The organism is Paenibacillus sp. Mc5Re-14, from assembly GCF_001049835.1.
Lineage (GTDB): Bacteria > Bacillota > Bacilli > Paenibacillales > Paenibacillaceae > Paenibacillus > Paenibacillus polymyxa_C.
Window position 1 is genome coordinate 135735 of sequence record NZ_CVPD01000002.1, and the last position, 21601, is coordinate 157335.

14 protein-coding genes are annotated in these 21601 nt (G+C 44.4%); 5 read left to right on the forward strand and 9 right to left on the reverse strand.

The features are described from left to right. Window positions 1-318: 318 nt before the first annotated feature. The 3 genes from BN1546_RS25520 to BN1546_RS25530 form a co-directional block, all read right to left on the reverse strand. Complete coding sequence (locus BN1546_RS25520) at window positions 319-867, reverse strand: GNAT family N-acetyltransferase (protein ID WP_025675225.1); 549 nt, start codon at window positions 865-867, stop codon at window positions 319-321. A gap of 289 nt (window positions 868-1156) precedes the next feature. Next, window positions 1157-1660, reverse strand: coding sequence for a ferritin (locus tag BN1546_RS25525; RefSeq protein ID WP_013371107.1), 504 nt, complete (start codon window positions 1658-1660; stop codon window positions 1157-1159). Window positions 1661-1796: 136 nt separating this feature from the next. Then, window positions 1797-4745, reverse strand: a complete 2949-nt coding sequence (locus BN1546_RS25530) for a glycoside hydrolase family 48 protein (RefSeq protein ID WP_176702376.1) — start codon at window positions 4743-4745, stop codon at window positions 1797-1799. Between the two features lie 316 nt (window positions 4746-5061). Between BN1546_RS25530 and BN1546_RS25535 the strand changes: the two genes are divergently transcribed. Beyond that, on the forward strand, window positions 5062-5430 hold the full coding sequence (locus tag BN1546_RS25535) for a DUF423 domain-containing protein (RefSeq protein WP_090739239.1): 369 nt from the start codon (window positions 5062-5064) through the stop codon (window positions 5428-5430). Window positions 5431-5511: 81 nt separating this feature from the next. Here the strand turns inward: BN1546_RS25535 and BN1546_RS25540 are convergent, their stop codons facing one another. Together BN1546_RS25540 and BN1546_RS25545 are read right to left on the reverse strand one after the other, a co-directional pair. Continuing rightward, window positions 5512-6369: a sugar phosphate isomerase/epimerase family protein gene (locus BN1546_RS25540; protein ID WP_090739240.1), complete on the reverse strand. Its 858-nt coding sequence runs from the start codon at window positions 6367-6369 to the stop codon at window positions 5512-5514. A 17-nt stretch (window positions 6370-6386) separates the two neighbouring features. Further along, a complete protein-coding gene (locus tag BN1546_RS25545; protein WP_090739241.1) occupies window positions 6387-7118 on the reverse strand; it encodes a thioesterase II family protein in 732 nt (243 codons plus the stop codon). A gap of 223 nt (window positions 7119-7341) precedes the next feature. On the opposite strand from BN1546_RS25545, the gene BN1546_RS25550 reads away from it, so the two are divergent. The 3 genes from BN1546_RS25550 (at window position 7342) to BN1546_RS25560 (ending at window position 11682) form a co-directional block, all read left to right on the forward strand. After that, window positions 7342-9777, forward strand: coding sequence for a glycoside hydrolase family 94 protein (locus BN1546_RS25550; RefSeq protein ID WP_090739242.1), 2436 nt, complete (start codon window positions 7342-7344; stop codon window positions 9775-9777). A 96-nt stretch (window positions 9778-9873) separates the two neighbouring features. Further along, the gene (locus BN1546_RS25555) at window positions 9874-10998 is read left to right on the forward strand and encodes a GGDEF domain-containing protein (RefSeq protein WP_090739243.1); all 1125 of its coding nucleotides are present in this window, start codon (window positions 9874-9876) and stop codon (window positions 10996-10998) included. A 165-nt stretch (window positions 10999-11163) separates the two neighbouring features. After that, entirely contained in the window at window positions 11164-11682 is a 519-nt protein-coding gene (locus BN1546_RS25560) for an NAD(P)H-dependent oxidoreductase (RefSeq protein ID WP_090739244.1), read from the forward strand. 94 nt (window positions 11683-11776) lie between these two features. On the opposite strand, the gene ectB is transcribed toward BN1546_RS25560, so the two are convergent. Continuing rightward, window positions 11777-13039, reverse strand: a complete 1263-nt coding sequence (gene ectB / locus BN1546_RS25565) for a diaminobutyrate--2-oxoglutarate transaminase (RefSeq protein ID WP_090739245.1) — start codon at window positions 13037-13039, stop codon at window positions 11777-11779. Window positions 13040-13594: 555 nt separating this feature from the next. On the opposite strand from ectB, the gene BN1546_RS25570 reads away from it, so the two are divergent. After that, entirely contained in the window at window positions 13595-14287 is a 693-nt protein-coding gene (locus BN1546_RS25570) for a response regulator transcription factor (RefSeq protein WP_064963758.1), read from the forward strand. A 5-nt stretch (window positions 14288-14292) separates the two neighbouring features. On the opposite strand, the gene BN1546_RS25575 is transcribed toward BN1546_RS25570, so the two are convergent. The 3 genes from BN1546_RS25575 to BN1546_RS25585 all read right to left on the reverse strand — a co-directional run bounded on the left by BN1546_RS25575 (window position 14293) and on the right by BN1546_RS25585 (window position 21462). Further along, window positions 14293-16848 (reverse strand): hybrid sensor histidine kinase/response regulator, encoded by a 2556-nt coding sequence (locus tag BN1546_RS25575; protein ID WP_090739246.1) that lies wholly within the window; start codon window positions 16846-16848, stop codon window positions 14293-14295. A gap of 151 nt (window positions 16849-16999) precedes the next feature. Then, window positions 17000-19000: a methyl-accepting chemotaxis protein gene (locus tag BN1546_RS25580; protein WP_090739247.1), complete on the reverse strand. Its 2001-nt coding sequence runs from the start codon at window positions 18998-19000 to the stop codon at window positions 17000-17002. 386 nt (window positions 19001-19386) lie between these two features. Next, the gene (locus BN1546_RS25585) at window positions 19387-21462 is read right to left on the reverse strand and encodes a thioredoxin domain-containing protein (RefSeq protein WP_090739248.1); all 2076 of its coding nucleotides are present in this window, start codon (window positions 21460-21462) and stop codon (window positions 19387-19389) included. Between the last annotated feature and the right edge of the window lie 139 nt (window positions 21463-21601).

A 21601-nucleotide genomic window follows, 5' to 3' on the forward strand; every position in this document is an offset into this window, starting at 1 on the left:
GTTCCTCCTTAATATGGCCAGATTTCTACAACTTTAGATTCGATTAATCCGATTAATTTTATATGGATTAAATAAATATACAATTACGTTACTCTTTTTATGTATCTCTGTCAATTTGTCCACAGCTCAAATAACCCTCTCTCAGTCGCAATGACTCGAAAACACCGCCGCTTCGGTTGCTTTCTTGAGAGAAGGTCATGATCTGTTATCGCTCTTCCACACCATACACATTAAAGGCAAGCTCCTCTGCAAGCACAGTCTGCCTGACGACATTTTGGAATTTCTGCTGCGAACTCTAGGCTTCCCCAGTGATCGGGTCTAATTTCGATGAGCAGTCTCGGCTTCATTCTTTTCATGGATGTAGGTGGAGAATAATTCAGGATTCACTACTTTACGCAGTAAATGCATCGTCCCGTCCCCTGTTCCATGGTCAAAAGCATGAATACGTTCATATCCCCAACGCTCATACATGGATAATAAATAAGGATGTTTTTCCGCAGTCGCTAATGTCACTGCAGGAGCTCCGACCTTATCACGAATAACCGTTTGTTCTACCCAGTTCAGCAGTTTTTTACCATATCCTTTGCCCTGGGCAGCCGGATCTACGGCAAACCACATCACAAACGGAAGATCAGTTATAAAATTAAGGGCTCTATTTTTTAGATGACTAACGGTAGCCTGGATGACACCATCGACTTCCAGCACATAGCAATCATTATTTTTAATGTTCTCTTGAATGAGAGCAACGTCTGCCTGAGCGGCAGGCCATTTAAGCTCTAACTGCCGAATTGTTTCATATGCCTCATACGTTACATACTGCAATCTTTCTGCGTCCTCTTGTCGTGCCAGACGATAGATCTCGCTCATAGTCCCCCGCCTCCCTGTAGTGCTGTAATAATGTACGCAAACGACTTTACAACTAATCCTATCTTTTTAATCAGATATAAAAGTTAACATAACTGTAGCATGCTAACCATTCAGCGACAAATTAAATTTTTCTATAACTCCATTTAAAATAACAATATCCCTTGAGGGTTGGAAAGTCCGTAATTAAAATGAAAGCAAAAAAGCCCGAAAACCGGGCTCCATTACTTTGTAGACCCAAAGAATGCTGTCTCCTGTCTCTGGGAATTTCATGCGCAACCTGTATGCTGTGTTATTCCGCAGGGGCAACAAAGCTGCGTTTGGCAAACTCGCTGTCCAGCATATAAAAGGCATTGCTGTCTCTTTCAATGCGCTTAAGCTTCTGGATAACACTATCGAACAGAGCTTCCTCTTCGACTTGCTCATCAATAAACCATTTCAGGAAATGGATCGTCGCATGCTCACGTGCATCGAGGGCCAAGTCAGCCAAATGATAAAATTTTTGTGTGTTTTGCTGCTCATGCTTGTAGCCATGTTCAAATACATCCAGCATGGAATCATAGCTATTTTTGGGCTCCGGTAATGCTGCCAATGTGGCGCGTCCTCGACGGTCATTAATGTATCTATACAGTTTCATGGCATGAAACCGTTCCTCCTCCGCTTGTACCAGGAAGAAGTTTGCAAACCCATCCAGACTTTCACTGGAGCAATAAGCAGCCATCGCCAGATATACGTGAGCAGAGTAAAATTCAAAGTTCATTTGCTCGTTCAGAGCCTGTGCCAAATTGTCATTCATGTCTCAGGTCACCTCGGTCAGATATGTAATGATGTAACGATCATAGTGTACCACGAATCCGATCACAAAAAAACGGACGGAAGTGAATTCAAGCATACTCACGTTCCGCCCACCGTGCTCAACATTTAGTTCACAATCAAGGCTCCAGACCCCAGACACGTTTATCGTTTATATACAGAGGTGCTTTCTCCCAATCTGTATAAGAGGTCTTGGTTGCATCATAGGAAAAATCATCGCTTTCGTTATAGTTGCTCCAATCTGACTTGTTCATACGAATCTGGATATCTCCCGTATTTTCTCCAGCTGCCAGGCTTCCCGCACCGGCTCCAAAGGAAATTTCCAGATAGTAGTCTGCCCCATTAACGGCCTTATCCAGTTTCACAAAACGTCCCTGAATGTTGCTACTGCCTAATTGCGCATAATCACAGTGGAACTCCTGCGCCTTATCGCCATCTACGGTATAGTAGTATCTCAGCTTAACGTTTTTCAGATCCAGAGCCTCTTTCCCCTTATTTACGACACGGAAGAGTGGTCGAATCTGGTTATCTCCCGGGTTGGTGTCGCCCACACGGTATTGGGCAATTACATCTCCCTTTGCCGGAATCGGCGCTGCTGTTGGCTTGGCGCTGACCTCAGCAGAATCCGGGCTGGTTCCTAAGGAGTTTGTTGCAGTTGTTACATAATAATAAATGGTTTCATTCACCACCCTTGTATCCTTGTAAGTGGCGTCAGTTACCGTTGCTACCGTGGTATACGGGCCACCACTGGTTGTGGAGCGCTTAACCGTGTAGCTATCAGCACCTGTCGCTTTGCTCCAAGTTAGTGTAACTTGTGCATCCCCTGCACTTGCCTTCACATTTGACGGAGCTTTAGGAGCTGTAGGTTCGGCTGGTCCACTACCATTAATGAGACGGTCATACTCTGCATAAGCAGTTGCCATATCTACTTGGGACCAGAAACGGTGATACGTAAATTCTGGTGCACCTTTATCCCATTTTTGGGTCTGTTTGTTCCATGAAGTCGTGTATTTGTCTTTAAGATAGGACCATTGCGGATCTTTGGTGATGTTAGGACGGATGTCGCTATAGCTGGAATACGTACCATTGCCACCCTTGGCCGGATCAGACGGTGTAGCGTCTGTGCCTGGGATCGTGTTTCCTTGCCCAGTCTTGCCACTCCATCCGCTCGGGATATATACTTCTTTAGTAAAATAACGATAATAATCCTCACGTGCTTCCTTCGTTGTAATTCCTATGCCGTCGTTATAGCCCCATGCTGCATCAAGCAAGGCTTTGGACAGATCTTTGGCTTCCTTGCCTAACTCGGTGTAGTCTCCTTTTTCAGCTTTTGTTCCGGCAGCAAAGAAGGTCAGCGCTTTCACATAACTGCCCAACACTCCTGCATCCTGTCCTGGATTTTTTGTTACTACATGAAGATTGGCATTCCCTTTATGATTGGCAAATCCGCTCCAAGTCTCAGGCTTGCCACTCCATTCCAGATTGCTCGGCAGCCAGAACTCACCTTTAGCTGCTGTAGTGGCTACCTTCGGATTTTTGCCACCCAGAATACGCTTGCCTTGTGCATCCAAATAGTATCCCTGCGCGTCTGTTACAGGCCGTTCGTCAGCAAATACATAGCTCTTGGACCATTCGATCCAGTTTTCCGTCACTTGTTTAGCCATTTTAAACTGCTCAGACGAAGTGTCACCTTTCTTGGCTAAAATATAGTACAGCTCCGCAATCCGCTCGACAGGCCAAGCCTGCATTCCAAACCAGTTGTTGGACGGTGGATCTTGGTATACAGGAGCCCCTGTATAAGCCATGCCATAAAAAGTGCTCGTACCAGAGGGATACGCCTTGTAGGCGCCATCCCAGCTATTCGTTGCTCCACCTGCAATGGCCCCCTCATCAGATTGCAGCCAAGTATAAAATTCCAATTGGCGCTTGAGCGAGGTCGCCCAGTCCTGTCCTGCCGTAGGTGAATTTGGTATCAATCCGCTATCCTTATCGGATAACGCATATGCAGCAACGACATTCTGGTAGCCCTGATGTGCATGGCTGGCACCAATCCGCCAAGCCCAGTTGCCGCTTTGGCCCAGCCCGCCGCCCCAAGCCGTATACCATGCCATTAGATAAAGACTGGCATCCTTGCCCGTGCCAGCAATCGGACTTCCATTGGAAGCGCTTCCTACTTTCTGGAAGTATTTATCGTACATGCCGTAACGCAAGAAGTCTCCCATCTTTTTCGCTTTGTCCAAATATACCTGGTTGTCGTAACCCAGTTCTTTCGCCCAGTACATGGCTTGAACCGCCCGTGCGTCCGCATCCGTGGCATTCGTGTAGCGCCATTGCTGTGCAGGAGCATTATTTTCCTTGGTGAACAGGCTCATGAAACCTTCATTAGGCTTGCCAAACTTGTGATTATCCTGCGATGGATGCGGTACGGCCTCCCAGACCGATTCCTGTTCCCCACGCTGGAAGGTGTTCACATAGGTCGCCGTATGCGACGGATTCAGCAGATTGCCAAAACCGTACCAATTGTCTACATCCAGCAGCCAATGCATCAGGTAGGTCTGATTGTTGCCATAGGTTGCCTTCAGCTCAGAGTCTAGCGGGTCCTTGCCAGCACCATACTGACCACTCAGACGGCTTGGGTACTGATCCGGCTGCGGATATTCTGCGGCATAAGTGGCAGGGCTGTTCGGGTTATAGTTACTCATTGTAGGCTGCTCTTCCTTACCGTCACCCTCATTAACAGGAATGATATATTTCTCCATGTTGTCCCATGCTGATTCCAAATGACCCCAATCCCCGGTATAATGACCATAGAGAACTTCCAGCCACATCCAGTAGCTGTATGCTTCCGAGGTCGTTAAGTGTCCATAGTCAGGAGCCTCGCTCATGAGTGTTTCAACGGAATGATAAGGGATACCTTCTTTTGAAAAGTAACCGCTAGCCGGGTCCTTTAGCTGTTTATACATTTGCAGAAAGCGTGTCGATTCAGGGGTTGCGGCTGATGCACGGTCGGGTTCGGCCTGAAATAAGCCCAAGCTTAACGGAAGTACCAAAATGGCTGACATGACCATAGAGACAGATTTTCTGAACACAGATTTTCTACTGATCACTTTTGCATTCATCCTCTCCATTATCAATTTTGGCTTTACTCAAAATTTGGTTCCGAAAAACGACAGCATAAAAAGACAGCGCCATCACCTCACTTTCCCGTTACAAAGGTGGAGGACACGCTGTCCATAGCTCCAAATGCTTCACATTGGCCCTGGCAAGAATATACCACACTAGTTGCCAAATGAGAGTCGAAAAATTCTATATGTTTAGAGTTGCACAAGGAAAATTGACGAAATCGATAGGAATCGGTACTATTTCACAAGGAGGCGTTAAATCATGAAAGTGTTGCTGTTGCTTGGCTGTATTGTGATGTTTTTAGCTGTAGCTCTGGGAGCATTCGGGGCGCATGCGTTGAAAAAAAGACTTTCTGCAGACATGATGAGCATATTCCAGACAGGAATTCAATATCAAATTGCTCACGGTTTGGGTTTGTTGCTGCTGGGAGTTCTTGCAGGCAACCTGGTCCATTCTTCTCTTATTGTAACCGCTGGTTGGGTTATGCTGGTGGGCATTCTCCTGTTTTCCGGCAGTCTGTATATTCTTAGTGTGTCGGGTGTGAAAAAGCTTGGAGCCATCACCCCGATTGGCGGGCTGGCTTTTTTGGCAAGCTGGGTGATGGTGATGGTGGCGGTAATGCAAGGCTAAACAAATGAACAAAGACTTGGAAAAGTAGGCGCTTCCAAGTCTCCTGAATCATGACCGAATTATTGATGAATATGAAAGTGTCTATGATTTCGTTTGCACTTGCTGTGCTTTCTGAGCCGCAATCCGATGACCTTCGATATAGCGTTTGGATTGAGCCATCTCATGCTCCTGAGCAGCTTCCATAATAATATGGACCCCTGGCTTGTACTGCTCCAGCAGTTCCATATATAGACCATAGTTCATGTCACCAAAACCCGGCGGTACGGTCTCGATCTCACCTGATGATGACAGACGCCGGTCTTTGGCATGCGCTGCGATAATCCGAGGTCCCAGCAGCTGAAAAGCTTCGCGGATGATCTCATCCTGTCGGGCCAAATTTTCCGTTTTTAGCAAATTACCCGGATCAATCACAACGCCAATGTGTGAAGAGGGCACTTCTTCCAAGAAGGTAGCAAGCTCTGCTGCTGTTCCGACCAAGTGATCGTTAGCAGCTTCCAATCCTACGAATACCCCCCATTTTTCCGCCTCATCTGCTAATTCTCGTACAACTTCTTTTACAACTCTCCAGTCCCGTTCCGAATAAGGGGTCCCGTCCTCATTGCGTCCAACTTCAGCTGCGACCATTGGTGCTCCTAACAGACCCGCATATCGGATCAGCTCTTTGAAACGCTCTACATTCTCACGTAACAAATCCTCATCCTGTACAAAAAAATGCAAATAACAACCGAGCACTGATATGGATATCCCATGCTTACGAAATTCCTCTGCGATAGACGATGCTAATCCTGGATTGAACTTGCCAGGTTTATTAAAATCGACATCGCTGATCGCTCTCCATGGAGCAAGCTGAACATGAGTAAAGCCCGCTTCACCTACCTTTGCAGCCAACTCACGATAAGGCAACTTGCCAAACAAATGTGCCAATACACCTACTGTCACTAAAAATCACCTCTTTTTTAATTTTGTATTCTACTAGTCACTGTACTCAGCTCCAAAGACTCATTGATAATGTTTGTAATTCGTTCTACTTCATCAATAAAAAAGTGTCCTCCTTCAAAGGTAAACACACGAAATTGCTGATCCGTATGCTGTGCCCACGCCTCCGCATCTTGTAGGGTCACCGTGTTGTCGGTCAGTCCTGTCAGGGCGGTGATAGGGCAATGTAAAGGCGTATCTTTATCCATATACTTATACATCTCGACAGCTTTGAAATCTGCTCTTAATACTGGCATAAAATAGTCATACAATTCCTGATTGTCAAAAATGGCTTCCGAAAGCTGACCGTACCGTCGCAAATGTGTTCTAAATTGATCTGCGGGCAGATCATGTAACCACGGGACATTTCTCGGGACATGCGGTGCTCGTCCACCCGAAACAAATAGATGAGCCGGCTTCCCATATCTTCCGGCCACCAGCTTATAATACAGCTCGAACGCAATCATTGTTCCCATGCTGTGACCGTATATGGCATAAGGATCGCCAGGAACTAACTCTTGGCTGATTTGGTGCAGCAGATCCTCGCTCATCTCCTCAATGCTATCCTTTAGCGGTTTACCAGAACGAATACCTCTGCCCGCCAATTCCAAAGGGACAAGTTTAATTGGTGGGATCAGCAGCTTTTTCCACTTGAAGCTGACTGATGCCGATCCACCTGCATACGGGATGAAAAATAATGTGATAGGTGCCATACTTGCAACCTCCTGTCTTGCTAAATCCTACCTTTTTTAGTTTAGCACAAAAAGGTATATTTACCCATTTCAAATATTTTGCAAATTCGAAAAAGAAGGTTGACGAATTCAAGCACATTTTGTTTAAGGCAGGAAATGTCTTCTTTCAGGAAGAACTGCTGAATGTTTGAATATAATCATGTGTTGGGTCTTTTATTTTCCAATTTGAGAGGAGTCCTGCGCCATGAAGTATGGTTTCTTCGATGATGCCAACCAAGAATATGTTATCCACACCCCTCAAACCCCATATCCCTGGATAAATTATTTAGGTAATGAACGATTTTTTGGACTGATCTCCAATACAGGCGGCGGCTATGCATTTTACCGAGACGCTCGCTTACGTCGTTTAACACGTTATCGGTACAACAATATTCCTGTCGATAATGGCGGTCGCTATTTTTATATTTATGATGATGGAGATTATTGGACTCCGGGCTGGATGCCGGTTAAAAGAGAGTTGGAGCAGTATGAATGCCGTCATGGGCTTGGCTATACCTCAATTATGGGTGAACGAAGAGGTATTCGGGCTACGCAACTAGCTTTTGTGCCCCTTTCCTTTGACGGCGAGGTCCACCAGGTCAAGCTTCAGAACACATCGTTACAAACTAAAAAGATAAAACTCTTTTCATTCGTTGAATTTTGCCTGTGGAACGCCTATGACGATATGACCAATTTTCAGCGTAACTTGAACACAGGCGAAGTTGAAATACAGGATTCTGTCATTTATCACAAGACGGAATACCGCGAACGCCGCAATCACTATGCTTTTTTCTCTGCGAATCGTCCGCTGGCGGGCTATGATACAGACCGTGAAGCTTTTTTGGGTCTCTACAATGGACTGGATCAGCCCCAAACCATCACCGCAGGGCAAGCGTCTAACTCGATAGCCAGCGGCTGGTCCCCTATCGGATCGCATTGCATTGAGATCACACTGGAGCCTGGCGAAGAAACAAGCTGTAACTTTGTACTAGGTTATGTGGAAAACCCAGAGGAAGAGAAATGGGAGTCTCCTGGTATTATTAACAAAAAACGGGCTCATGCCATGATCGCGCAGTTTGTGGATGAAACCGATGTGGAACGAGCATTGAGTGAGCTACGAAGTTATTGGAACGATCTGTTGTCCAAGTATACCCTTCAAAGTCATGACGACAAACTGAACCGAATGGTGAACATATGGAACCCATATCAATGTATGGTTACATTCAATTTGTCACGTTCGGCCTCGTATTTTGAATCCGGTATTGGACGTGGTATGGGTTTTCGGGATTCAAATCAAGACTTGCTCGGCTTCGTCCACCAAATACCGGAGCGGGCAAGGGAGCGGATTATCGACATTGCTTCTACTCAGTTTGAAAACGGCGGGGCATATCATCAGTACCAACCGTTGACCAAAAAAGGAAATCACGAGGTTGGCGGTGGCTTTAACGATGATCCGCTGTGGCTTATCGTCGGTACCTCAGCGTATATTAAAGAAACCGGAGACTTTGGCATTCTGGATGAACAAGTTCCCTTTGACGGGAATGTAGATCGTGCCGCTTCGCTGTTTGAACACTTGAAGCGTTCTTTTTACCATGTTGTAGACAATTTAGGTCCCCATGGTCTTCCGCTCATTGGCCGGGCTGACTGGAACGACTGTCTAAATCTCAACTGTTTTTCCGCTACACCAGATGAGTCCTATCAGACGACACAGATTTTGGAGGGCCGAATAGCCGAATCTGTGTTTATCGCCGGACTATTCGTATATACTGGACCGGATTTTATTGAGCTTTGCAAGCGCAGAGGTTTGAATGAAGAAGCAGCCACAGCTCAAGCACATGTGGATCGTATGCGAACAGCCACATTGGAGCATGGGTTTGACGGGGAATGGTTCTTACGTGCGTACGACCATTATGGTAACAAAATAGGGAGCAAGGATTGTGAAGAAGGGCAAATTTTCATAGAACCTCAGGGCTTCTGTGTAATGGCAGGAATTGGCGTTAAAGAAGGTCTCGCTCATAAAGCTCTCGACTCTACACGTGATCGACTGGAAACTCCCTACGGCATTGTACTACAACATCCGCCTTATTCCCGCTACTATATGAATCTAGGTGAAATCTCTTCTTACCCTCCTGGCTATAAGGAAAATGCAGGTATTTTCTGTCACAATAACCCCTGGATTATGATGGCAGAAGCTGTCATAGGACGCGGGGATCGCGCTTTCGAGCTGTATAGCAAAATTGCTCCCGCTTATCTAGAGGGCATCAGCGACATTCATCGTACCGAGCCGTATGTGTATGCTCAAATGATCGCGGGTAAGGATGCAGTTCGTGAAGGTGAAGCCAAAAATTCCTGGCTAACAGGTACTGCGGCATGGAATTTTATAGCTATTACTCAATCCATTCTCGGTATTCAGCCAGAATGGGACGGTCTGCGTATTGATCCGTGCATCCCCAAATCTTGGGGAGAATTCACAGTCACCCGCGTCTTCCGTGGTGACACCTATGTGATTCATATCACGAATCCGCAACACGTCTCCAAAGGTGTAGCTACAGTTACCGTAGATGGCACTGTTCTAACGAATAATATTCTGCCGGTTGCAGGAGATGGAACTATTCACCAGGTGAAAGTGTTGCTGGGCTAAACGAGTTCATGCCCTTCAAAAAAATTAGCTTCAACTTCACCACATAGTATCTTATAATACGAGAATGGCTATAGATACATTAAGTGTGGTGACATCATGAACAAGACAAAACGGCTTACTCAAACCATGGATTACAGAACAAAGCAAGCCCGCTGGGTGCGCAAAATGTTATTACTTTACTGGATGATTATAACCGTACATTTTATCGTCCAGCTGGGCAGCTACTTATTCCTTGATTATCCCGCTTCGCCTTATGAATTTTACGTTGGGGTCCTTATTGTTCCCACACTAATCATGAGTGGATCCAACTTACTTGCAGAGCTGGCACATTTTAAATTTAGTAGGTATTCTTTCGCGATTCTATTTATGGCAAGCACCGTCATTTGTTGGATGATTATTCGCCTAAACTATGATATCCGGATTATTCCAGCGTTGTGCTTGTTGCCCATTTTTTCTTCGATTCTGTTTTTCAATCGTCGCTTAATATGGTTTTCTTTTGCACTGCAAGTGATCGTCTTTTTTCTATTGCTAGCAATAGATGGATCATTCCGCAGCTATTTGTCAGACTTTGATATCGTGGCGATTCCAACATTTTTAATTATGTCTACTTTTCTTGCCCTTATTATTCAGGCCAGCGGCCGCGATTTGTTAGTGGATTTATACAAGACAAAGCGCGCCCAGCAGGAATTAATGATCAGCAACGCGATTATCAGCAAAATGTCTATGACCGATGGTTTGACGAAGCTTTATAATCATTTGTCTTTTCAAAACTTTTATGAAAAAGCACTCGAATATGCCGAACAAGGAGCGATCATCCATCTGGCGTTAGTGGATATTGATAATTTCAAGAAGATCAATGACACTTACGGACATCAGTTTGGAGACAAAATTTTGGAAGGCATCTCGCAAATCATCACAGAGCAAATTACAGCAAATGACATTCCGGCCCGCTATGGCGGCGAGGAGTTTGCTATTTTAATGTTCGAGCATACTTTTGAGGAAGCTTATCAGATTGTGGAGAACATTCGGCGTGAAGTGGAGAAAATGACCTTTCAGGAGAAAATGCAAATCGTTTCTGTAACCGTAAGCATTGGATTAAAAAGCTATACCGAGGATATGAACAAAGACAAAGATGTATTTTTTCAGGAGACAGACGACTATCTGTATCAAGCCAAGCGCTCCGGTAAAAATAAAATTGTTGCTCTTGACCATATCGCTTAATGTAAAAAATGCATTTAATGCAACTCCGGCATAGATTGTCGGAGTTTTTTGTATGTAGAACTCAAAATTGAGAAGAGTTGACAATTTTGTGGGTTGAATCTAAAATCGTTACATGCGTAATGGTTATTTACTTACGAAAAATAAGCTTTGAGGAGATGGTTTTACATGTCAACACTCGTTATTGTTGTTCATCCTGATCTTGCGGAATCTCGTATTAACAAAAGATGGATGCAAGAACTCAAGAAGCAATCCAGTGTGACCGTTCACAACCTGTATGAAGTATATCCGGATGAGCAAATCAACGTTGCCCATGAGCAGAAACTGCTAGAGCAGCATGATCGTATCGTTCTGCAATTCCCCTTTTACTGGTATAGCAGTCCTCCCCTGCTGAAAAAATGGCTGGATAAGGTTTTAACTTACGGGTGGGCTTATGGAAGCGAAGGTGGCAAGCTACAGGGCAAAGAGTTGTTGATCGCCTTGTCCGCTGCCAGCGTGGAGGAAAACTATCAACATGGCGGACGAAACAGATTCACGATCGAAGAACTGTTGAGACCTTTTGAAGCTACAGGCCATATGATTGGTGTTAAATTGCTCCCTTATTTCGTGCAGTATGGTGCCGCAACTTTGACAGATGAGCAGTTGGAGCAATCTGCACTAAAATACGCGCAGGCGGTTATTTCTTAATTTTCACAAAAAACCCCTTGGAAGGTGGCACACACCTGCTTACCTTACAGCAGACGGCAGCTCCAACCAAGGGGTTTTGCTAATGGAATTACATTTACAGCGTAACCAAGTTACTGGTTACCTGTGCCATGCTTTCTTTAATAATGTTGCAGCCCTTGCTCAAGTTCTCCATACTTATCGTTAATGCAGGCATAATTTTGAGCACCGTATCGTTACGCCCAGCTCGCTCAATAATAAGTCCCTTACTAAAGCAGAGAGTTGCTACCTCCTTGGCGAAGGCTTCTCCCAGATGGGTCACATCAATTCCCCAGATCAGTCCCAAGCCGCGAATTTCAATGAGTGGATCAATCTTTTGGATATGTTCACGCAAGTACTGCTGAACAAAAGCCTCTTTTTCCTTCACTTGTGCTTCTAGCCCTACCGTGTCTCTGAACTCCAGCGCTGCCTTGGCTCCGACAAACGCTAGCTGATTCCCACGGAAAGTGCCGTTATGTTCACCTGGACTCCAAATGTCCAGTTCTGGCTTAAGCAGCAACAAAGACATTGGCAGACCGTATCCACTGATCGACTTGGACAAGACAACCATATCAGGAACAATTCCTGCTCGCTCAAACGAGAAGAACGAACCAACTCGGCCGCAACCGACCTGAATATCATCAACAATGAGCAAAATATCGTGATCATCGCACAGCTGTCGCAACTCACGCAGCCATTCGTTATCTGCGATATTAATACCACCCTCAGCCTGTACCGTTTCCAAAATAATCGCAGCAGGCTTTTCCACACCAGAATGAGTGTCTGTTAAAAGCTGTTCCATGTACAAAATCGTATCCATTCCGTTAAACGTGCTGTTATAAGGTATAAAGGTAACATTATTCAGTGGGACTCCTGCGCTCTCTCGCATGGAATTGTTGCTGGTAATAGATAAACTACCCAGCGACATACCGTGGAAACCGCCCATAAAAGCAAAAACGCCATTTCTTTTTTTCACCTTACGCGCAAGTTTCAGTGCTGCTTCTACCGCATTGGTTCCCGTTGGTCCGCAAAATTGAAGCTTATAATTCAAGCCCTTAGGCTGGAGAATACGCTCGGAAAAAGACTCCATAAACTCTTGCTTGGCCGTGGTGTACATATCCAGACCATGCATGATCCGATCGGAGGTTAAATAATCTAGTAACCGGTTTTTCATAAAGTCATTATTATGCCCGTAATTTAGAGCCCCTGCCCCGGCAAAAAAGTCAATATATCCCTCTCCTGCCTCCGTGTACAAAACATCATTTTTCGCTTTGTTGAAAACAACTGGAAAACTTCTGCAATAGGATCTTACATTGGACTCCAGTGTTTCGAATGTGTTCATAATAATTCGTCCTCCCGCTGACCTGATTTTTGAAAAACACAAGCATGGAAAGCAAAAAAATGCAAAAGAGTGTAAATATGTAATCTAAAATGAGTAGACAGTCTGAACTCACAATGGGATATCCACACCACAAAATCATGAGTACGATCACAAGAACATATAGAGTACAAAAGAATACAGAGATGCATATTAAGAGCAGATAAATGGAAGATTAATATAGTGGGTTTTTCTAAGGGGTCTGTCAGAGGATGTCAACTCCTATGTAATAAAATACCATAATTTTCTTTAAAGTCAATGCATGTTTCTGAGATCTTTTGTTAATTTTTTGTAATTTAAGGTTATGTTCTTGCAGTATATTGTTAAATAGATATGAAAAATGTCGTATTATAGTGATAAATCTCAAAAAAAGTACATTTTCATATCAAATAGATATATATCAAAACTGTCTGGCTACTGGGTTTCCAGAGTAAAACTGAGTTTTTGACAGACTGTCCAAAGGAGTTTACTCTATCAAAAGAACTTGCTAAAATTTAAAAATAGATAAGGAAACATATCATGTCTAATGTTTTGATTATTGAAGATGATAATATGCTGGGTGACACTCTCTCCTTATATTTAACAGGGGAAGGCTACAACGTTACTCGAGTGGAACTAGCAACTGAGGGAATTGCCCTACTCGATAAAGAACAGCCCGATATTATTCTGCTAGATCTGTTGCTTCCAGATTTGGATGGCGTGAATCCCTGCCCGCTGATACGCAAGCATACGGACGTGCCAATCATCGTGATTTCGACAGAAAACAACATTTCAGAGCGCATTCGTACACTTACGTTGGGAGCAGATGATTATATTTGCAAGCCTTTTAGTATGCAGGAGCTCAAAGCAAGGATCGAGGCTCTTTTCCGTCGGATTAAAATCACACGCTTGCAAGGAAGAAAAATTTCACCTGAAGCTGAACCTGAAAACGGCATTTCTTTGGATCTGGCGAGAAGAATGGTTATCGTTAATGGCCAGATGGTAGAGATGACCTATTCGGAATTTGAGCTGATGAAGCTTTTTTATTCGAACCGAGGAATTGTATTTAGTAGATATGCCTTGATTCAGGCTCTCCGTGGCACAGACTCCTTTATTAATGAGAGGGCAGTGGACGTACATATTAACCATTTACGCAGAAAAATCGAAAAAGACCCCAAGAAACCACAATTGATTAAGACCATCTGGGGAATCGGCTACAAATTTATGCAATAACACAGTTAGATCCAGGGAATGGATGATTTAATTTGATTAATCTCCTTTTGAACTATACTCAGTTGCTCTCTCCAGTCTGGATACAGTTCTCCCCCTGAGGTTTCATTGCTGCGCTTCAATGCTTTCTCCAACTTTATCACCTTTGCCAGCAGCTCAGTCGCACACAGATTCCCCGTTCCTCCCTTCAGCGAGTGAATTAATCGAAGAGCAGAGGATAACTGACCATTATCCATTTTTCTCACAACTCTCTTATCAAGATACTGGTATTCCTGTATCCATTTATGTAGGGCAAATTGAAAAATATACACCTTGCCATCCATACTGGCTATCGCCTTCTCCGCGTGAATGCCATGTAATTCTTGCAGCCACGCTAAATGGATCCAGCTATTTAATATTCTTGTTGCGGTCAATTTATGTACAGGCTTGAGTAGTACGTCATTAATGCCTGCACGAAGACAAATTTCCTGTTGAGTCTGCACAGCATCCGCGGTAAAAGCGATAACGGGGAGTCTGTTAAAAGCCCTGTTTCTTCGAATATGTCTGGCCGTCTCAAAACCATCCATTTCCGGCATATGTAGATCAAGCAGCACCATATCCCAGGAACATCGCTCCAGTAACTCTATTACTTCTCTTCCATTTGTGACTATCGTTACCTCAAAACCGCGTTCTGCCAAAAACTCGGTTATCACTACTTGGCTAATCTCGTTATCCTCCGCTATGAGGATTTGATACTTTTGTGTTGAGACCCCTACTTCATATTGCAAATTCATGGTTGCAACAACTTCCAGACTATGATGATCTACCGACACTGACTTTTCCTGCTCGTGGCTAAAGCGGAGCACCTCCAGAAGAGCGTTCCGAGTTACTGGCTTAGACAAAAAGGCATCCACCCCATGTTCTGTAGCTTCAGCGGCTACTTCTTCCAACTGGAACACGGTTGTAAGCCCAATGACCTGAGTCATTTGCTTATCCAGTATATGAAACCAATGCCTCCATGATTCAAGTTCTCTAAAGCCTTCCATCCCCATATCAATCATAACAAAATCAAAATGTTCACCCTTTTGAAATGCATCTGCATATTCCTGAAATGATGAAACGGTGAGTGTTTGTAGTCCCAAATCTTGCAGTAATTCGTTTAGGCTGTGGCTCACCAGTTTATGCTGTGCAATGATTAAGGCTTTGCCGTTGATTGGTTTTTCTAACTGCGTATTTCTTGCATTTAAATCCCCGATATCCAACTCCACATTAAAGTAAAATTGACTATACTCTCCTAAACAGCTCTTCACTTCTATGCTACCACCCATAGCTTCAGCCAATTGCTTGCTAATAGCCAAACCCAGCCCGGAACCCCCATATCTATGGGTTGATGTGCTCACTTGGGTAAAAGGGACAAATAGCTTGTCCATTCCCGTCTTGGAAATGCCTATGCCCGTATCTTCTACCATAAAAGTGACACTCACTCGTCCGTCCTGCTGGCCTACCATTTTTACCTGTAACAAAACATGCCCTTGATCTGTGAATTTAATGGCGTTGGTCATAAGATTTAAAAGTACTTGCTCCATTCGAAGCGGGTCTCCCTTGAAGCTTTTCGGCAATTCCGGGTCTGTTATAAAAACGACCTCTATTTCTTTATGTTCCAGCAAAGTCCCAATAGTATCTGCGAGATGCCGAAGCATGTTTTCCAACTCAAATTCGACCCTTTCCAGTTCCAGCTTACAAGCCTCTATCTTGGAAAAATCCAATACATTATTGAGCATGTCTAAAAGAGTACGCGAGGAGGCGAGCAGCTTGTGGAGGTAATCTTTTTGAACGTCAGTCAGTTGAGTCTTACTCAACAGCTTTGAGAGCCCGATGATGCCATTCAGCGGCGTTCGAATTTCGTGGCTCATATGAGCTAGAAAAATGCTTTTTGCATGGTTAGATTCACTCATCTCCTTTCTTTTCTGCTCGGAAGCTTTATACTCCGTAATATCCAATACATGACCGATGACATATCTGGTGAACCCGTCGACCCTGACAGGATGCAAGGTAATTAAAGCTGAATATTCCCAAAACTCCAATTCAAATACGGTCCGATCCCCGAACCAAGCCTGTTTGTAGTATTCGGTAAGCTGCTCCAGTGTTTCAGAGGAAAGCTCCAAAATATCCCCAATACGCTTCACATGCTCCCATTTATTGAAATTGACTTGCAGATTCAGATCCATACGCTCCAGCAATTCACCATCAAGCAGCATATAATAAAATTCATCACCCCTTTTCTCCAGCCTGAAGGTAAAGCCAGGTTGAACTCGAAGTAAAGTTAGCAGATCATGATTTTTGTCCAACAATCGCTGTCCATATGTATAATTGGTGGGGGTTAGGGCCTGCCCAAACAGAGTCATGAACAATAGACCAATCCCTATTTCCAACACACAGGTCAGCAGTGTTCTATCACTTATGCCAAAATAAAAGAACAGAATTCCTGCCAGTCCATATGTGATCGCCTGACGAATGAGCTGACGCTGAAAAATCAAAACTAACAATAATATCACGATCGTATATAGCAATAAATCTCGAACCAAGTGTTCGTCCTCCTTGTAATCTCTCATATGTTGCCAGAAGCTGTATCGGAAATATAAAAAAAACTCAGGACAGATTCCTTATGCCATAAGGCTTAAAGAACTGTCCCGAGCATTCATTGTACTATAGATTCCATAAGGTTCAAGCTCGTATTTAATATTTGAAACGACTGACCATCACCTTCAAATCAGCAGCCATATTGGAAAGCAACTGAGCAGAAGCCGAAATTTCCTCCATAGAAGCCAATTGCTCTTGTGAGGAGGCGGCAACTTCTTCAGATGTGGCGGCATTACCGGTTGCAATCGTCGCTAGCTCACTGGCTGTTGCTGCAATCTCTTGTACACTAGCTGATATTTGCTGGGCAATCGAGGCAACATCATCTATCTGAGGCGTAGTCTCCCGAATGCCTTCCATCGCATGATTCAGCTTCACAATGGTCTCTTTGGAAATCTGTAGTCCGTCCTTCACCTCAGTCGTGACCCTATCCATCGTTTCCACCGTAGTTTCGGTTTCATGCTGAATTTCGCCAATCAAGTTGGCAATCTGGGTGGCAGAACTCTGAGACTGTTCTGCCAGCTTGCGCACCTCATCCGCAACGATGGCAAAGCCTTTACCATGATCACCTGCTCTGGCAGCCTCAATAGCTGCATTCAAGGCCAACAGGTTCGTCTGATTGGAGATATCGCCAATGACCTTCGTAATTTCTCCAATTTCATGAGAGCGGGCTTGCAAGGTCTGAATCATCCGGTTGGAACGCTCTACTGACTGGTGAATGGAATTCATCTGCTCGCCTGTCTGCTCCACAGATTTTCGTCCTTCCTCAGCTTGCAAGGCAGAACGTCTGGCCAATTCCGCTACTGAAGTCGAGCGTTCAGCAATTCGGGTGATTCCTTGTGCTATTTCATCCAGTGCAACCGAATTATTTTCCAGCCCCGTAGTCTGCTTCTCCGCACCGCTAGCAATTTCTTGCACAGCCTGGGATACCTGCTCACTTGCAGCGCTGGTTTGTTCCGCACTTATCGTCAGCTCATTCGAAGAAAGAGCGACGTGATCCGCACTGTTTCCTACGTTCTGAATAACGGATCGCAAGTTGTGCTGCATATTCTGAAAAGCTGCTCCTAATTCTCCAATCTCATCCTTGCTCATGACTTGAATGTCCTGTGTCAGATCTCCTGCGCTCACATTTACCGCCTGTTCTTTAAGCTTTAAAATCGGTTTGATGATGGAACGGATTAGGAAATAAACAATAATAACACCAATCACAAGACAACCGACAATAGTAAGCAAAGTGCTGAACAAAATCGGCTGAGCTGCTTCATCAACTTCAGATAAATATAGCGTTCCGCCTATCTTCCAGCCTGTCAGCTTATTGGTCGCATAATTCATATACTTGGGCTGACCTTCATATTCATATTCGTATTCACCTGTGTCGCTCTGAAACATGCGTGATTCAATATCTGTAATTTTGGCGCCTGCTACCTTCGTTGGATGAACAATGTAAGTATGGTTGCTATCCAGCAATATGGCATAACCTTCATGACCTACTTTAATATTGTTCAATGTCTCTTTAATACCACTAATTTTCAGGTCAATACCAATAACACCGGATCCATCTGTCGTTGCTCTCGACACCGTAACCGTCATCTGCTTTGAGTCTGCCGAAAGATAAGGTGAACTAATCGCTGTCTTTGTATTTCCCTTTATCGCTTCATCATACCAAGGTCTAATACGTGGATCATAATTATCTGGTAATTGCTTTGGTGGATAGGTTGTAAGTTTAGCGTCTTTCGTACCATAATAGATGGATTCTGCTTCTGGGTGAAGTGCAGCATATTGCTTAAACAACTCTTTCAGTTTAGCCGCTTGTTCCTCGGTCTCTACCCGATTGCCTTTTAGTCTTTCTGCAAAATATTCTGCATCATGTAGCTTGGGTTCAATAGTACTATCAATAATAAAATTAGTACGAATTATAGCCTGCTCGGCACTTTCTTCGATCTGGTTTCGAATCTGCTGACTAGCGCTCTCAAACGAAAGAGCCCCCACAATCATGGATGGTATGATCAGAAAGGCAATAAAGGCCACCATTAGCTTTGTTTTAAAATTTTTGCTGAGTACCCTTATTATCTTCCATTTTTCCCCTGAAAACTTCTTCATTACTTAGCATCTCCATTTCATCGCCTGAATTTCGTAACCTATGGTGAGCCGCTTCGTCTTGTCTATGATGGCAGTCACCCGACAGATTCCCTTTCACGTTTTTTCACATCTCCTGCTGAAATGCTTGGATATAAAAAGATATAAACACGCTAGTTGAATAGGTATATGTACTTATTTTCGAACACCACAAGGCTAAACGGAACCGGTTCTTTGATATAATATACCTAAAAATTATTAAAAAAAATGTAATGTAGATGTTAAGAAAATGTTAGTTTCACTACACTATACCTACCTCTTTACATAAAATATCCCCTTGAAGGTGGCACACATAAGGTCATTGATCGAAAATCACCATATGCTCCACCCGCAAGGGGATTAAATTCGCTTTATTCTATTCTATCCAGCATAGCCTTAAGGTCGTCGATATGGGTGACAGGTGCCTGACAGGCAAAATGTTCACACACATATACGGCTGGTTTGCCATCCACAAGATCGTAATCATGGATATAAGGAGCTATTTCTGCAATCTCCGGCTGTCCTTTATCCTTAAAAATAACAACCATATTTGGCCTAAAACCAGCTTGAACCTCCTGAACGAACTGGGCAGTCTGCGGATCATTCCTTTGACCTACAATGACAATCTCACTCGTCTTTCCCGTCGCATACAACAACGCGCTGAGCAGCGCTGAGTGGCCTGAGGGGTAATGAGCAACCATCCCGCCAAAAGCCTTAAACTGCTTGGCAGCATAGTCTTCCAATCGAGTTTCCCCCGTTAGCCGCGCAAGTCGCACAAAATTATGGGCCGCAATGCTGTTACCCGACGGAATCGCACCATCATAAATTTCTTTGGGTCTGGATATCAATTGTTCGCTATCTGATCCGGTAAAGAATAACCCGTCCCGTTCTTCATCCCAAAACAGATCAATCATATTCTGATTAAGCGTCAGTGCCCGCTGCAGATATTGTACATCGAAGGTCGCCTGGTACAACTCAATCAAACCCCACACATAAAAAGCATAATCATCTACGTAGCCGAGGTAAGCTGCCTGACCATCCCGATACCGTGCCAATAGGCGTCCGTCTTCCCGTCTCAAATGGTTCCACAAGAACGTCTCTGCCTTTCGAGCTTGCTCTGTATATCTGGTATCTCCAAAAGCTTGCCCTGCCTTGGCCAAAGCAGCAATCATCAACCCGTTCCACGAGATCAAAATCTTGTCATCCTTCTGAGGATGAACCCGCTGCTCCCTGGCAGTAAACAGCTTGGCCTTTAGCTCACTGACCCGCTGCTCCAGTTCTGGCTCGGTCAAGTCATGCTTGTTCCCGTAGGCTTCTAAATTGATATCAATCAGGTTTGGAATGTTGTGACCTTCAAAATTACCGTAAGGTGTGATTCCGTACAAGTCGTTGAAAAAAGAGGCATCCTCATCGCCCAGTACAGCCTTTATCTCAGAGTCGCTCCAGACGTAAAATCTACCCTCTTCTCCTTCAGAATCCGCGTCCTCTGCCGAATAAAAGGCACCTCCTGCATCCGTCATGTCTCTTGCGATATATGTAAAAATTTGTTCAGTGATCTGTCGGTACAGTCTTTTGCCTGTCACCTGCCAAGCTTCTGTATACGTGATGGCCAACAAAGCGTTATCATACAGCATTTTTTCAAAATGTGGCACCAACCATTTCTCGTCCACTGAGTACCTTGAGAATCCCATGCCTACATGGTCGTAGATTCCGCCCCGTGACATCGCATCCAGCGTCTTCTCTACCATTTCCAGTGCCTGCTGGTTCCCCGTATGTTGTGCATATCGCAGCAGAAAAGACAAGTTATGTGGAGAAGGAAACTTCGGTGCTTCTCCGAAGCCACCATATTCATGATCGAAGGTGTGACTGTATTCATGAAAAGCTTTATTCAAGCACTGATCATCCAGTTCTCCGCGATAACCAGCAAGCAAGTCCTGTCGTTCATGCTCGGTAAGTACCTGCTCACTCAGCTCCATCAGCTCATCCGGCTGTTCTTTCCATCGGATTCCCACCTTATCCAGCAACTCCAAAAGTCCGACACGCCCTAACTTCTGCTCCTTGGGCAAATACGTACCCGCAAAAAAAGGCTTCTGATCCGGCGTCATCATAATCGTCAGCGGCCAGCCCCCATGCCCCGTCATCGTCTCACAGATGGACATATAAATATGATCTACGTCCGGACGTTCCTCTCGATCCACTTTAATGGATACGTAATCCTGATTTAATACCTCAGCTACCTCTTGATCCTCAAAAGATTCTCTCTCCATCACATGACACCAATGACAAGTCGAATAGCCAATCGACAAGAAAATTGGCTTGTTATCACTCTTAGCAATTTCAAAAGCCTCATCTGACCAAGGGAACCAGTTTACCGGATTGTAAGCATGTTGTAATAGGTACGGTGATTTTTCCTTGGCTAATCTATTCGGTTTGCTGCTCGTTGACATGGGGCATCACCACTTCCATAGTTGGATTTTATGCTTGGTATTATTTTACCCTAAATGGGTGGTAAAAGTCGGAAGAGTAGAAAAAATATAATGACTCTCAACCGAATCTATCAATAAATTATTTGTTCAGGTCATAAGT

What these genes read in the sequence shown, in the direction of transcription:
- BN1546_RS25535 (WP_090739239.1), top strand. Translation starts at nt 5,062, where the DNA reads ATGAAAGTGTTGCTGTTGCTTGGCTGTATTGTGATGTTTTTAGCTGTA.
- BN1546_RS25530 (WP_176702376.1), bottom strand. Translation starts at nt 4,745, where the DNA reads ATGGTCATGTCAGCCATTTTGGTACTTCCGTTAAGCTTGGGCTTATTT.
- BN1546_RS25520 (WP_025675225.1), bottom strand. Translation starts at nt 867, where the DNA reads ATGAGCGAGATCTATCGTCTGGCACGACAAGAGGACGCAGAAAGATTG.
- BN1546_RS25545 (WP_090739241.1), bottom strand. Translation starts at nt 7,118, where the DNA reads ATGGCACCTATCACATTATTTTTCATCCCGTATGCAGGTGGATCGGCA.
- BN1546_RS25550 (WP_090739242.1), top strand. Translation starts at nt 7,342, where the DNA reads ATGAAGTATGGTTTCTTCGATGATGCCAACCAAGAATATGTTATCCAC.
- BN1546_RS25555 (WP_090739243.1), top strand. Translation starts at nt 9,874, where the DNA reads ATGAACAAGACAAAACGGCTTACTCAAACCATGGATTACAGAACAAAG.
- BN1546_RS25560 (WP_090739244.1), top strand. Translation starts at nt 11,164, where the DNA reads ATGTCAACACTCGTTATTGTTGTTCATCCTGATCTTGCGGAATCTCGT.
- BN1546_RS25525 (WP_013371107.1), bottom strand. Translation starts at nt 1,660, where the DNA reads ATGAATGACAATTTGGCACAGGCTCTGAACGAGCAAATGAACTTTGAA.
- ectB (WP_090739245.1), bottom strand. Translation starts at nt 13,039, where the DNA reads ATGAACACATTCGAAACACTGGAGTCCAATGTAAGATCCTATTGCAGA.
- BN1546_RS25580 (WP_090739247.1), bottom strand. Translation starts at nt 19,000, where the DNA reads ATGAAGAAGTTTTCAGGGGAAAAATGGAAGATAATAAGGGTACTCAGC.
- BN1546_RS25570 (WP_064963758.1), top strand. Translation starts at nt 13,595, where the DNA reads ATGTCTAATGTTTTGATTATTGAAGATGATAATATGCTGGGTGACACT.
- BN1546_RS25585 (WP_090739248.1), bottom strand. Translation starts at nt 21,462, where the DNA reads ATGTCAACGAGCAGCAAACCGAATAGATTAGCCAAGGAAAAATCACCG.